Consider the following 13,322-nt stretch of genomic DNA (forward strand, 5'->3'; position numbering starts at 1 on the left):
ACCAGACCGATTCATCTATGCAAGCGACCCCGCCCGCCGGTCGTCTGCTAACATCGCCGGCCCAGTCCTCGTTTCCTTCATCCCCGGAAGCCGCTGAGTGTCAGACCTGATCCTACGCCTAGCCCTGCCTTCGCCACTCCGCCGCCTGTTCGACTACCGCGCGCCCCGCGGCATTCCGCGCAGCGCCCTACAGCCGGGGATTCGCCTGCTGCTGCCGTTCGGGCGCCGGGAGCTGGTTGGCGTTCTGATAGAGGTGACGGACCGTTCCGAAGTACCCGAAGACAAGCTCAAGCCTGCCCTCAGGGTACTCGACGCCAAGCCGCCGATGCCGGCGCACCTGCTCGAACTCTGTCGCTGGACCGCCCAGTACTACCAGCACAGCCTCGGCGACACCCTGTCCTGGGCGCTGCCCAACCTGTTGCGCCAGGGCGAGCCGGCCGAGGCGCGCCAGCAGCGCTTCTGGCATGCCACCGCGCAATCCAGCCTCGACGATCCGCGCCTGGCCCGAGCGCCGCGCCAGCGCCAGGCCCTGGCGATTCTCAAGCAGCATCCGCACGGGGTTTCCCATGAGTTGCTGAACCAATTGGAAATAAACAAGGACAGCCTCGACCTGCTCAAGGAAAAAGGCCTGGTCGAACTGGAGGTGCGGCGCCACAGCACCCCGCCGCGCGAAGGCGGCTGGCTGGCCCAGGCGGAGTTGCCGCTGAACCCCGAGCAGCGCGCCGCCTTCGAAGCGGTTCGCGCCAGCCACGGCGGTTTCCATTGCTTCCTGCTGGCCGGGGTCACCGGCAGCGGCAAGACCGAGGTCTACCTGCAACTGATCCGCGAAACCCTGGCCGCAGGCCGCCAGGCCCTGGTGCTGATTCCCGAGATCAACCTGGGCCCGCAGACCCTGGCGCGTTTCGAACGCCGCTTCAACGCGCGCATCGCCCTGCTGCATTCGGCCCTGACCGACCGCGAGCGCCTCGACGCCTGGCTCGCCGCCCGGGATGGCGAGGCCGACATCGTCATCGGCACCCGCTCGGCACTGTTCACGCCGCTGAAGCGGCCGGGACTGATCATCGTCGACGAGGAACACGACGCCTCCTATAAACAGCAGGACGGCCTGCGCTACCACGCCCGCGACCTGGCACTGGTACGCGCGCGCCTGGAGAACGTGCCGATCCTGCTCGGTTCGGCCACGCCCGCCCTGGAAAGCCTGCACAACGCCCAGGCCGGCCGCTACGGCCTACTGCGCCTGACCCAGCGCGCCGGTGGCGCGCACCCGCCGAAGTTCATCCGCCTCGACGTGAAGAGCATGCCGCTCGACGCCGGCCTTTCCCGTCCGCTGCAACAGGCCATCGGCGATACCCTGGCGGCCGGCCAGCAGGTCCTGGTATTCCTCAATCGCCGCGGCTTCGCTCCGACCCTGCTTTGCCACGACTGCGGCTGGATCAGCCAATGCCCGCGCTGCGACGCGCGGATGACCGTGCACCAGGGCAGCGGCGAGTTGCGCTGCCACCACTGCGACCACCGCCAGCGGCCGCCGATGAACTGCCCGCAATGCGGCAAGCTCGACCTGCGTCCGCTAGGCGCCGGCACCGAGCGCGCCGAGGAACGCCTGCGGATTCTCTTCCCGAACCATCCGGTGCTGCGCATCGACCGCGACAGCACCTCGCGCAAGCACGCCATGCGCGACCTCTTCGCCACCATCAACAGCGGTGAGCCATGCATCCTGGTCGGCACCCAGATGCTCGCCAAGGGGCACCACTTCCCACGGGTCACCCTGGTGGCGATCCTCGATGCCGATGGCGGCCTGTTTTCCGCCGACTTCCGCGCCAGCGAACGCATGGCCCAGCAGATCGTCCAGGTCGCCGGCCGCGCAGGTCGCGCCGAGGAGCCCGGGCGGGTACTGATCCAGACCCACCTGGCCGATCACCCGCTGCTGGTCCAGCTCACCGAGGACGGCTACTTCGCCTTTGCCGAACAGGCCCTCAGCGAACGCCGCGCCGCCGGCCTGCCGCCCTTCGCCCACCTCGCCCTGCTGCGCGCCGAAGCGCACAAGCCGGGCCAGGCGGAAGCCTTCCTCGACAGCGCCTGCAGTGCCGCCGAGCAATTGCTCGAGCAGATGGGCGGACCGGAGGTGGAACTGCTCGGGCCGGTGCCCGCACCCATGGAGCGGCGTGCCGGCAAGCACCGCGCGCAACTGCTGCTGCAGTGCATGAGCCGGGCGCCGCTGCATCGCCTGCTGACACCCTGGCTGCAGAGCCTCGAACAGTTGCCCGGCGGGCGCCAGGTGCGCTGGTCGCTCGATATCGATCCGATCGACCTGTTCTGAGCGCCTTCCAGGAAGACGCCCCGCTTGACTGGGGTCAGCCGGAATCCGCGATGTCCGGCGCAAACTGTCGGCTAATCGCCGCAACGGTTGGCAACGCCTGTCCGCCCACGGATAATGCGCGGTTCTGAGCCTCGACCGGCCACCCCGCGCACATCGCGGGGAGTGAACTTCGGAGCGCCGCATCCGCCGGCCCTTCCCCTGCCCGACCGTCGCGCGCCGCCCCTCTGCCCGCGAGCACGGAGAGAACGATGAAAGACACGATTCGCCAGCTGATCCAGCAAGCCCTCGACCAACTGACCGCGGACGGCACCCTGCCCGCCGGCCTGACCCCGGACATCCAGGTGGAGAACACCAAGGACCGTAGCCACGGCGATTTCGCCAGCAACATCGCCATGATGCTGGCCAAGCCGGCCGGGATGAAGCCGCGCGACCTGGCCGCCAGGCTGGTCGAGGCAATCCCCGCCCACGAGCAACTGGCCAAGGTGGAGATCGCCGGCCCCGGCTTCCTCAACTTCTTCCAGGATCACGTCTGGCTCGCCGCCAGCCTCGACCGCGCCCTCGCCGACGAACGTCTCGGCGTGCGCAAGGCAGGCCCGGCGCAGCGCGTGGTGATCGACCTGTCCTCGCCGAACCTGGCCAAGGAAATGCACGTCGGCCACCTGCGCTCGACCATCATCGGCGACGCCGTCGCGCGCGTCCTCGAGTTCCTCGGCGACACGGTGATCCGGCAGAACCACGTCGGCGACTGGGGCACCCAGTTCGGCATGCTGCTCGCCTACCTGGAAGAGCAACCGGTCGACGCCGAGGCCGAGCTGCACGACCTGGAGGTCTTCTACCGCGCGGCGAAGAAACGCTTCGACGAGTCTCCCGAATTCGCCGACCGCGCCCGCGAACTGGTGGTCAAGCTGCAGGCCGGCGACCCCGACTGCCTGCGCCTGTGGACCCGCTTCAACGAGATTTCCCTGTCGCACTGCCAGAAGGTCTACGACCGTCTCGGCGTGAAGCTGAGCATGGCCGACGTCATGGGCGAGAGCGCCTACAACGACGACCTCGCCCAGGTGGTCGCCGACCTGACCGCCAAGGGCCTGCTCACCGAAGACAACGGCGCGCTGTGCGTCTTCCTCGAAGAGTTCAAGAACGCCGAGGGCAATCCGCTCCCGGTGATCGTGCAGAAGGCCGGCGGCGGCTACCTCTACGCCACCACCGACCTCGCCGCCATGCGTTATCGGCACAACGTGCTGCACGCCGACCGCGTGCTGTACTTCGTCGACCAGCGCCAGGCCCTGCACTTCCAGCAGGTCTTCGAAGTGGCGCGGCGCGCCGGTTTCGTTCCGGCCGGCATGGAGCTGGAGCACATGGGCTTCGGTACCATGAACGGCGCCGACGGCCGTCCGTTCAAGACCCGCGACGGCGGTACGGTGAAGCTGATCGACCTGCTGGAAGAGGCCGAGAGCCGCGCCTATGCGCTGGTCAAGGAACGCAACGAGCAGCGCGCCGAGCGTGGCGAGGAGCCGTTCGACGAGGTCCAGCTGCGCGAGATCGGCCGGGTGGTGGGGATCGACTCGGTGAAGTACGCCGACCTGTCCAAGCACCGCACCAGCGACTACAGCTTCAACTTCGAACTGATGCTCAGCTTCGAAGGCAACACCGCACCCTACCTTCTCTACGCCTGCACCCGCGTGGCCAGCGTCTTCCGCAAGCTCGGCCAGGGCCGCGAGCAACTGGGCGGGAAGATCGTCCTCGAGCAGCCCCAGGAGCTGGCCCTGGCCGCACAGCTGGCGCAGTTCGGCGACCTGATCAACAACGTCGCGCTCAAGGGCGTGCCGCACCTGCTCTGCGCCTACCTGTACGAGTTGGCCGGGCTGTTCTCCAGTTTCTACGAGCACTGCCCGATCCTCACCGCCGAGGACCCGGCGCAGAAGGACAGCCGCCTGCGTCTCGCCGCGCTGACCGGCCGTACCCTGGAACAGGGCCTGGAGCTGCTCGGTCTGAAGACTCTGGAACGCATGTAATCGAACCCGCCCGAACAGGAGTCCGGGAACCCCCATGGCAAAGAAGAAACCCGCCCCCAAGCGCGGCGCCAGCCGCTACCAGGCGCCCGCCGCGAAGAACGGCGTTCCCGGCTGGGTCTGGCTGGTCGCCGGCCTGGCCATCGGCGGCTTCATCATGTTCCTGATGAAGCTCGAACCCGGGCGCAAGGACGTCCAGCGCGAACGCCCGGACGCCCAGCGCCCAGCCGCCGTGCAGGGCAAGCAGCCGCAGCAGAACGGCCAGGCCCAGCAGCCCGCACAAACGCAGACGCCGGCCCAGGCCAAGCCGAAGTACGAGTTCTACACCCTGCTGCCGGAGTCCGAGGTCGTGGTGCCGCCGGAAGCGGTACCGGAGAAGGCCCCGCCGCCGCCCACCCCCGCCGAGCTGGCCAAGGCCGACGAAGCGCGGGCCAAGGCCGCACTCGCCGGGCAGGTGCCACCGCCGCTGCCGAAAGCGGTGGTCGCCGCCAGCACGCAGTTCTTCCTGCAGGCCGGCTCGTTCCGCAAGCAGTCCGACGCCGACCGCGTGCGCGCGCAGATCATCCTGCTCGGGCAGTCGGTGAACGTCGAGGCCGGCAACGTCCGCGACGAGACCTGGTACCGGGTGATGGTCGGTCCGTTCAACAGCCGCGACCAGTTGTCCCAGGCGCAGAAGACACTGTCCTCCAACGGCTTCAGCAACCTGCTGTTACAGCAACGCAAGGCCCGCTGAACGCGGGCCACGCCGTGCGTTCCGACGCACGGCGGTGCGTGCGGTTGAAAAGCCGCGGATCGCCCCTATATCTCCCAGCATTCCGGGCATTCGGCCCCGCAGTGTGGAGATTTCCCCCTTGACCACTATCGTATCTGTCCGCCGCAACGGCAAAGTCGTCATGGGCGGCGACGGCCAGGTTTCCCTGGGCAACACCGTGATGAAAGGCAACGCCAAGAAGGTCCGGCGCCTGTATCACGGTCAGGTACTGGCCGGTTTCGCCGGCGCCACCGCCGATGCCTTCACCCTGTTCGAGCGCTTCGAGCAGCAACTGGAGAAACACCAGGGGCACCTGGTCCGCGCCGCCGTCGAACTGGCCAAGGACTGGCGCACCGACCGCTCCCTGAGCCGCCTCGAAGCCATGCTCGCGGTCGCCAACAAGGATGCCTCGCTGATCATCACCGGCAACGGCGACGTGGTCGAACCCGAACACGGCCTGATCGCCATGGGCTCCGGCGGCGGCTTTGCCCAGGCCGCGGCCTTGGCCCTGCTGCAGCACAACGCCGAGCTGAGCGCTCGGGAAGTCGCCGAGACCGCGCTGAACATCGCCGGCTCGATCTGCGTCTTCACCAACCAGAACCTGACCATCGAGGAGCTGGACAGCGCCGTCTGAAGCGCTCGTCCCCCGCTGGAGTAAACGAATGTCCATGACGCCCCGCGAGATCGTCCACGAACTCAACCGCCACATCATCGGCCAGGACGACGCCAAGCGCGCCGTCGCCATCGCCCTGCGCAACCGCTGGCGACGCATGCAACTACCGGCCGAGCTGCGCGCCGAGGTCACGCCGAAGAACATCCTCATGATCGGCCCCACCGGCGTCGGCAAGACCGAGATCGCCCGCCGCCTGGCGCGCCTGGCGAACGCGCCGTTCATCAAGGTCGAGGCGACCAAGTTCACCGAGGTCGGCTATGTCGGACGCGACGTCGAGTCGATCATCCGCGATCTCGCCGACGCCGCGGTGAAGATGCTCCGCGAACAGGAGATCCAGAAGGTCAAGTATCGCGCCGAGGACGCCGCCGAAGAGCGCATCCTCGATGCCCTGCTGCCGGCAGCGCGTCCCGCCATGGGCTTCGGCGATGAGCCGGCACGCGAGGACAGCAACACCCGCCAGCTGTTCCGCAAGCGCCTGCGCGAAGGCCAGCTGGACGACAAGGAAATCGACATCGAGGTGGCCGACAACCCGGCCGGCGTGGAGATCATGGCCCCGCCCGGCATGGAGGAGATGACCAACCAGTTGCAGAACCTGTTCTCCGGCATGAGCAAGGGCAAGAAGAAGACCCGCAAGCTGAAGGTCGCCGAGGCCCTGAAGCTGATCCGCGACGAAGAGGCGGTGCGCCTGGTCAACGAGGAAGAGCTCAAGGCACGCGCCCTGGAGGCGGTCGAGCAGCACGGCATCGTCTTCATCGACGAGATCGACAAGATCGCCAAGCGCGCCAACGCCGGCGGCGCCGACGTCTCCCGCGAGGGCGTACAGCGCGACCTGCTGCCACTGATCGAGGGCTGCACGGTGAACACCAAGCTGGGCATGGTCAAGACCGACCACATCCTGTTCATCGCCTCCGGCGCCTTCCACCTGAGCAAGCCGAGCGACCTGGTTCCCGAGCTGCAGGGCCGCCTGCCGATCCGCGTGGAGCTCAAGGCCCTCAGCCCGAACGATTTCGAGCGCATCCTCACCGAGCCGCATGCCTCGCTCACCGAGCAGTACCGCGAGCTGCTGAAGACCGAGGGACTGGCCATCGAGTTCGCCGAGGACGGCATCAAGCGCCTTGCCGAGATCGCCTGGCAGGTCAACGAGAAGACCGAGAACATCGGTGCCCGCCGCCTGCATACGCTGCTCGAGCGGCTGCTGGAAGAGGTCTCGTTCAGCGCCGCCGACCTGGCCAGCGAGCATAGCGACAAGCCGATCCTGATCGATGCCGGCTACGTCAACAGCCACCTCGGCGAGCTGGCCGAGGACGAGGACCTGTCCCGCTACATCCTTTGACCACCGCCGCCGCCACGGCCAACACCGTGGCGGCGGGCCGCGCGGTCCCGAACCGGGGTATCCTTGTACTCCGCCCTTCCGCGAGTCCGATGCGATGCGTATCCCTTCCGCCATCCAGCTGCACAAAGCCTCGAAGACCCTGACCCTGCGCTACGGCGAGGACAGCTACGACCTGCCTGCCGAGTTCCTCCGCGTGCATTCGCCCTCGGCCGAGGTCCAGGGCCACGGCAACCCGGTATTGCAGTACGGCAAGCTGAACGTCGGCCTGGTCGGCGTCGAACCCGCCGGCCAGTACGCACTGAAGCTGAGCTTCGACGACGGCCACGACAGCGGCCTGTTCACCTGGGACTACCTGTACGAGCTGGCGACCCGCAAGGACCAGCTGTGGGCCGACTACCTGGCGGAGCTGGCCAGCGCCGGCAAGTCGCGCGACCCCGACGAGTCGGTCGTCAAGCTGATGCTCTGAAGCGCCGGGCCGAGTGCCCCTTCGCGGCACACGGCATCCAGGCGATTTTTCCCCGCTGCCCCGAACGAGGGCACGTCATTTGCAACATTCGCCCCGCAGACTGCCAGACCAGACATCCGGTCGGCGCGGTCGCCACGGCGAATGTCCTACCCTGCACGGCAGCAACGCTCTAGTCCGCAGGTCGGCCGCTCGCCGGGCCAGCCACGCCGGCCACCGATGCTTCTGCCAGCTTGCACGCCAGCGGAAACTCGCGTAACCAAGACGGTGCAGCCCCTTGTCCGGGTTCCCTTCCCTGACGTGCGTCCGCCCCGCCCTGAAACGTGCGGGTGGGCTGGTAGTCGAGCAGTAGCCGGCCGGACACCTGGTCCCCGGTTTCGTTGCGGTCCCCTGTTTCGCCTCGAACAATGGAGCGTTGCCGATGAGTCAAAAGAACAATAACGAGCTTCCCAAGCAAGCCGCGGAAAACACGCTGAACCTGAATCCGGTGATCGGCATCCGGGGCAAGGACCTGCTCACCTCCGCGCGCATGGTCCTGCTCCAGGCGGTGCGCCAGCCACTGCACAGCGCCAGGCACGTGGCGCATTTCAGCCTGGAGCTGAAGAACGTCCTGCTCGGCCAGTCGGAGCTACGCCCAGGCGATGACGACCGACGCTTTTCCGATCCGGCCTGGAGCCAGAATCCGCTGTACAAGCGCTACATGCAGACCTACCTGGCCTGGCGCAAGGAGCTGCACAGCTGGATCAGCCACAGCGACCTGTCGCCGCAGGACATCAGTCGTGGCCAGTTCGTCATCAACCTGCTGACCGAGGCGATGTCGCCGACCAACAGCCTGAGCAACCCGGCGGCGGTCAAGCGCTTCTTCGAGACCGGCGGCAAGAGCCTGCTGGACGGCCTCGGCCACCTGGCCAAGGACCTGGTGAACAACGGCGGGATGCCGAGCCAGGTGGACATGGACGCCTTCGAGGTGGGCAAGAACCTGGCCACCACCGAGGGCGCCGTGGTGTTCCGCAACGACGTGCTGGAACTGATCCAGTACCGGCCGATCACCGAATCGGTGCACGAACGCCCGCTGCTGGTGGTGCCGCCGCAGATCAACAAGTTCTACGTCTTCGACCTGTCGCCGGACAAGAGCCTGGCGCGCTTCTGCCTGCGCAACGGCGTGCAGACCTTCATCGTCAGCTGGCGCAACCCGACCAAGTCGCAGCGCGAATGGGGCCTGACCACCTATATCGAGGCGCTCAAGGAGGCCATCGAGGTAGTCCTGTCGATCACCGGCAGCAAGGACCTCAACCTCCTCGGCGCCTGCTCCGGCGGGATCACCACCGCGACCCTGGTCGGCCACTACGTCGCCAGCGGCGAGAAGAAGGTCAACGCCTTCACCCAACTGGTCAGCGTGCTCGACTTCGAACTGAATACCCAGGTCGCGCTGTTCGCCGACGAGAAGACCCTGGAGGCCGCCAAGCGTCGCTCCTACCAGTCCGGCGTGCTGGAGGGCAAGGACATGGCCAAGGTGTTCGCCTGGATGCGCCCCAACGACCTGATCTGGAACTACTGGGTCAACAACTACCTGCTCGGCAACCAGCCGCCAGCGTTCGACATCCTCTACTGGAACAACGACACCACGCGCCTGCCCGCCGCGCTGCACGGCGAGTTCGTCGAACTGTTCAAGAGCAACCCGCTGAACCGCCCCGGCGCCCTGGAGGTCTCCGGCACGCCCATCGACCTGAAGCAGGTGACTTGCGACTTCTACTGTGTCGCCGGTCTGAACGACCACATCACCCCCTGGGAGTCGTGCTACAAGTCGGCCAGGCTGCTGGGCGGCAAGTGCGAGTTCATCCTCTCCAACAGCGGCCACATCCAGAGCATCCTCAACCCACCGGGCAACCCCAAGGCACGCTTCATGACCAATCCGGAACTGCCCGCCGAGCCCAAGGCCTGGCTGGAACAGGCCGGCAAGCACGCCGATTCGTGGTGGCTGCACTGGCAGCAATGGCTGGCCGAACGCTCCGGCAAGACCCGCAAGGCGCCCGCCAGCCTGGGCAACAAGACCTATCCGGCCGGCGAAGCCGCGCCCGGAACCTACGTGCATGAACGATGAAAAGCGACCAGCCTGAAGAACTGCCGCAGGAGCGATCCGCGGCCTCCGCCGACGAAACCCCGCCAGCGCCTCCGGCGCGGCCCCGCGCCGCGCGGAAGCCGGCCAGGCCCCGTATCGCCGAGCCCGCGGCTGCGCCGCCGAGGACCCCGAGCATGCCCCAGCCCTTCGTCTTCCGGACCATCGACCTCGACGGCCAGACCATCCGCACCGCAGTGCGGCCGGGCAAGGAAGGAAGCACTCCGCTGCTGATCTTCAACGGCATAGGCGCCAACCTGGAACTGGTATTCCCCTTCGTCCAGGCGCTCGACCCGGAACTGGAGGTGATCGCCTTCGACGTTCCCGGCGTCGGCGGTTCCTCGACGCCCAGCGTGCCCTACCGCTTTCCCGGCCTGGCCAAGCTGGCGGCGCGGATGCTCGACTACCTGGACTACGGCCAGGTCAACGCGATCGGCGTGTCCTGGGGCGGCGCGCTGGCCCAGCAGTTCGCCCACGACTATCCGGAACGCTGCAAGAAGCTGATCCTCGCCGCCACTTCGGCTGGCGCGGTGATGGTGCCAGGCAAGCCGAAGGTACTGATGCGCATGGCCAGCCCGCGGCGCTACATCCAGCCCTCCTATGGCGTACACATCGCACCGGACATCTACGGCGGGGCCTTCCGCCGCGACCCCAAGCTGGCCATGGCGCATGCCAGCAAGGTGCGTTCGTCGGGCAAGCTGGGCTACTACTGGCAACTGTTCGCCGGGCTCGGCTGGACCAGCATCCACTGGCTGCATCGGATCCGCCAGCCGACCCTGGTGCTGGCCGGCGACGACGACCCGATCATCCCGCTGATCAACATGCGTGTGCTGGCCTGGCGCATTCCCAACGCCGAACTGCACGTGATCGACGACGGCCACCTGTTCCTGGTGACCCGTGCCGAATCGGTGGCGCCGATCATCATGAAGTTCCTCGCCGAAGAGCGCCGCCGCGCCGTCATGCACCCTCGTCCGTTCCTGCCCAAGACCGGCTGAACTGCTGCGCGGGCAACACCAGGGCAGCAGACACTGCTTCGTCATGGTGCAGGTGCATAGTCAATGTTCCGCAACGGCGCATGGCGCCTGGCTTCGCCGCGACAGCGCAAGCTCTGCGACGCCCCTCCCGGCGTTGTGGTACAGCGCTTGCTGCCCCACTGTCGGGCGGCATCCTCCCTGTTCAGGCAGGTGTGCGGTTCTGCCCCGGGTGAAACGGAATTCACAGGCTATAACTGAGTATTCCGAGCCAGGGGACTATCGCCCATGGCATCCAGACTGTGGTCCTACGACGGAGTGTGGTCCATGCGAGAAAAACAGGAATCGGGTAGCGTGCCGGTGCCCGCCGAGTTCATGAGTGCGCAGAGCGCCATCGTCGGCCTGCGCGGCAAGGACCTGCTGACGACGGTCCGCAGCCTGGCCGTCCACGGCCTGCGCCAGCCGCTGCACAGTGCGCGGCACCTGGTCGCCTTCGGAGGCCAGTTGGGCAAGGTGCTGCTGGGCGACACCCTGCACCAGCCGAACCCTCAGGACGCCCGCTTCCAGGATCCATCCTGGCGCCTCAATCCCTTCTACCGGCGCACCCTGCAGGCCTACCTGGCGTGGCAGAAGCAACTGCTCGCCTGGATCGACGAAAGCAACCTGGACTGCGACGATCGCGCCCGCGCCCGCTTCCTCGTCGCCTTGCTCTCCGACGCCGTGGCACCCAGCAACAGCCTGATCAATCCACTGGCGGTAAAGGAACTGTTCAATACCGGCGGGATCAGCCTGCTCAATGGCGTCCGCCACCTGCTCGAAGACCTGGTGCACAACGGCGGCATGCCCAGCCAGGTGAACAAGACCGCCTTCGAGATCGGCCGCAACCTCGCCACCACGCAAGGCGCGGTAGTGTTCCGCAACGAGGTGCTGGAACTGATCCAGTACAAGCCGCTGGGCGAGCGCCAGTACGCCAAGCCCCTGCTGATCGTGCCGCCGCAGATCAACAAGTACTACATCTTCGACCTGTCGCCGGAAAAGAGCTTCGTCCAGTACGCCCTGAAGAACAACCTGCAGGTCTTCGTCATCAGTTGGCGCAACCCCGACGCCCAGCACCGCGAATGGGGCCTGAGCACCTATGTCGAGGCCCTAGACCAAGCCATCGAGGTCAGCCGCGAGATCACCGGCAGCCGCAGCGTGAACCTGGCCGGCGCCTGCGCCGGCGGGCTCACCGTGGCCGCCTTGCTCGGCCACCTCCAGGTGCGCCGGCAACTGCGCAAGGTCAGTAGCGTCACCTACCTGGTCAGCCTGCTCGACAGCCAGATGGAAAGCCCGGCGATGCTCTTCGCCGACGAGCAGACCCTGGAGAGCAGCAAGCGCCGCTCCTACCAGCATGGCGTGCTGGACGGGCGCGACATGGCCAAGGTGTTCGCCTGGATGCGCCCCAACGACCTGATCTGGAATTACTGGGTCAACAACTACCTGCTCGGCAGGCAGCCGCCGGCGTTCGACATCCTCTACTGGAACAACGACAACACGCGGCTGCCCGCGGCGTTCCACGGCGAACTGCTCGACCTGTTCAAGCACAACCCGCTGACCCGCCCGGGCGCGCTGGAAGTCAGCGGGACCGCGGTGGACCTGGGCAAGGTGGCGATCGACAGCTTCCACGTCGCCGGCATCACCGACCACATCACGCCCTGGGACGCGGTCTATCGCTCGGCCCTCCTGCTGGGCGGCCAGCGCCGCTTCATCCTGTCCAACAGCGGGCACATCCAGAGCATCCTCAACCCTCCCGGAAACCCCAAGGCCTGCTACTTCGAGAACGACAAGCTGAGCAGCGATCCACGCGCCTGGTACTACGACGCCAAGCGCGAAGAGGGCAGTTGGTGGCCGGTCTGGCTGGGCTGGCTGCAGGAGCGCTCGGGCGAGCTGGGCGACCCTGACTTCAACCTTGGCAGCGCCACGCATCCGCCCCTCGAAGCAGCCCCGGGCACCTACGTGCATATACGCTGAAAGACCCGGCCCGGGCGCCTGGAGCCGGGCACCTCGATCCCCAGAAGAAGTCCGGATGAAGACACGCGACCGTATCCTCGAATGCTCGCTGTTGCTGTTCAACGAACAGGGCGAACCCAACGTCTCGACACTGGAAATCGCCAACGAACTGGGCATCAGCCCGGGCAATCTCTACTACCACTTCCATGGCAAGGAACCGCTGGTGATGGCGCTGTTCGAGCGGTTCCAGGCCGAGTTGGCGCCGCTGCTCGATCCGCCCGAGGAGGTGCGCCTGGGCGCGGAGGACTACTGGCTGTTCCTGCATCTGATCGTCGAACGCCTCGCCCACTACCGCTTCCTGTTCCAGGACCTGTCCAACCTGACCGGGCGCCTGCCACGGCTGGCTCGCGGCATCCGTACCTGGCTCGGCGCGCTGAAGCGGACCCTGGCCACCCTGTTGGCCCGCCTAAAGACCGACCGGCAGTTGCGCAGCGATGCGCCGGCACTCGGGCAACTGGTCGAACAGATCACCCTGACCCTGCTGTTCTCCTTGGATTACCAGCGGGTACTGGGCAGCAAGGGCGAGGTGCGCACGGTGGTCTACCAGATCATGATGCTGGTCGCCCCGCATCTGCGCAGCGAGGCCCAACGCTCGGCGGAAAGCCTGGCGCAGCGCTACCTGGGACCGGAATGAAAAACG

At 67.0% G+C, this 13,322-nt stretch carries 10 protein-coding genes; all 10 read left to right on the forward strand.

Annotated elements, in window-relative coordinates; all coding sequences use genetic code 11:
- Positions 1-97: 97 nt before the first annotated feature.
- The 10 genes from LT948_RS08795 to LT948_RS08840 all read left to right on the forward strand — a co-directional run bounded on the left by LT948_RS08795 (position 98) and on the right by LT948_RS08840 (position 13,316).
- Positions 98-2,317 (forward strand): primosomal protein N', encoded by a 2,220-nt coding sequence (locus LT948_RS08795; RefSeq protein WP_003095847.1) that lies wholly within the window; start codon positions 98-100, stop codon positions 2,315-2,317.
- 248 nt (positions 2,318-2,565) lie between these two features.
- Entirely contained in the window at positions 2,566-4,329 is a 1,764-nt protein-coding gene (gene argS, locus LT948_RS08800; protein ID WP_003110892.1) for an arginine--tRNA ligase, read from the forward strand.
- Between the two features lie 34 nt (positions 4,330-4,363).
- On the forward strand, positions 4,364-5,059 hold the full coding sequence (locus tag LT948_RS08805) for an SPOR domain-containing protein (protein WP_003095850.1): 696 nt from the start codon (positions 4,364-4,366) through the stop codon (positions 5,057-5,059).
- 118 nt (positions 5,060-5,177) lie between these two features.
- Positions 5,178-5,711: an ATP-dependent protease subunit HslV gene (hslV, locus tag LT948_RS08810; protein ID WP_003095852.1), complete on the forward strand. Its 534-nt coding sequence runs from the start codon at positions 5,178-5,180 to the stop codon at positions 5,709-5,711.
- A 28-nt stretch (positions 5,712-5,739) separates the two neighbouring features.
- The gene (gene hslU, locus LT948_RS08815; protein WP_003095854.1) at positions 5,740-7,083 is read left to right on the forward strand and encodes an ATP-dependent protease ATPase subunit HslU; all 1,344 of its coding nucleotides are present in this window, start codon (positions 5,740-5,742) and stop codon (positions 7,081-7,083) included.
- A 94-nt stretch (positions 7,084-7,177) separates the two neighbouring features.
- The gene (locus LT948_RS08820) at positions 7,178-7,549 is read left to right on the forward strand and encodes a gamma-butyrobetaine hydroxylase-like domain-containing protein (RefSeq protein ID WP_003095857.1); all 372 of its coding nucleotides are present in this window, start codon (positions 7,178-7,180) and stop codon (positions 7,547-7,549) included.
- A 418-nt stretch (positions 7,550-7,967) separates the two neighbouring features.
- Positions 7,968-9,647: a class II poly(R)-hydroxyalkanoic acid synthase gene (gene phaC / locus LT948_RS08825; RefSeq protein ID WP_003095864.1), complete on the forward strand. Its 1,680-nt coding sequence runs from the start codon at positions 7,968-7,970 to the stop codon at positions 9,645-9,647.
- A 152-nt stretch (positions 9,648-9,799) separates the two neighbouring features.
- On the forward strand, positions 9,800-10,657 hold the full coding sequence (phaZ, locus tag LT948_RS08830; RefSeq protein WP_003095866.1) for a poly(3-hydroxyalkanoate) depolymerase: 858 nt from the start codon (positions 9,800-9,802) through the stop codon (positions 10,655-10,657).
- 303 nt (positions 10,658-10,960) lie between these two features.
- On the forward strand, positions 10,961-12,643 hold the full coding sequence (phaC, locus tag LT948_RS08835; protein ID WP_003095871.1) for a class II poly(R)-hydroxyalkanoic acid synthase: 1,683 nt from the start codon (positions 10,961-10,963) through the stop codon (positions 12,641-12,643).
- Between the two features lie 55 nt (positions 12,644-12,698).
- Positions 12,699-13,316, forward strand: a complete 618-nt coding sequence (locus LT948_RS08840) for a TetR/AcrR family transcriptional regulator (protein WP_003112003.1) — start codon at positions 12,699-12,701, stop codon at positions 13,314-13,316.
- The last annotated feature ends 6 nt before the right edge of the window (positions 13,317-13,322 follow it).

The organism is Pseudomonas sp. CP-1 (genome assembly GCF_021213715.1).
Taxonomy (GTDB): Bacteria; Pseudomonadota; Gammaproteobacteria; order Pseudomonadales; family Pseudomonadaceae; genus Pseudomonas; species Pseudomonas aeruginosa.

Excerpts from the sequence above, each read along its gene's own strand:
- LT948_RS08820 (WP_003095857.1), top strand. The coding sequence starts at position 7,178 with ATGCGTATCCCTTCCGCCATCCAGCTGCACAAAGCCTCGAAGACCCTG.
- phaZ (WP_003095866.1), top strand. The coding sequence starts at position 9,800 with ATGCCCCAGCCCTTCGTCTTCCGGACCATCGACCTCGACGGCCAGACC.
- hslU (WP_003095854.1), top strand. The coding sequence starts at position 5,740 with ATGTCCATGACGCCCCGCGAGATCGTCCACGAACTCAACCGCCACATC.
- argS (WP_003110892.1), top strand. The coding sequence starts at position 2,566 with ATGAAAGACACGATTCGCCAGCTGATCCAGCAAGCCCTCGACCAACTG.
- LT948_RS08840 (WP_003112003.1), top strand. The coding sequence starts at position 12,699 with ATGAAGACACGCGACCGTATCCTCGAATGCTCGCTGTTGCTGTTCAAC.
- phaC (WP_003095864.1), top strand. The coding sequence starts at position 7,968 with ATGAGTCAAAAGAACAATAACGAGCTTCCCAAGCAAGCCGCGGAAAAC.
- LT948_RS08805 (WP_003095850.1), top strand. The coding sequence starts at position 4,364 with ATGGCAAAGAAGAAACCCGCCCCCAAGCGCGGCGCCAGCCGCTACCAG.
- phaC (WP_003095871.1), top strand. The coding sequence starts at position 10,961 with ATGCGAGAAAAACAGGAATCGGGTAGCGTGCCGGTGCCCGCCGAGTTC.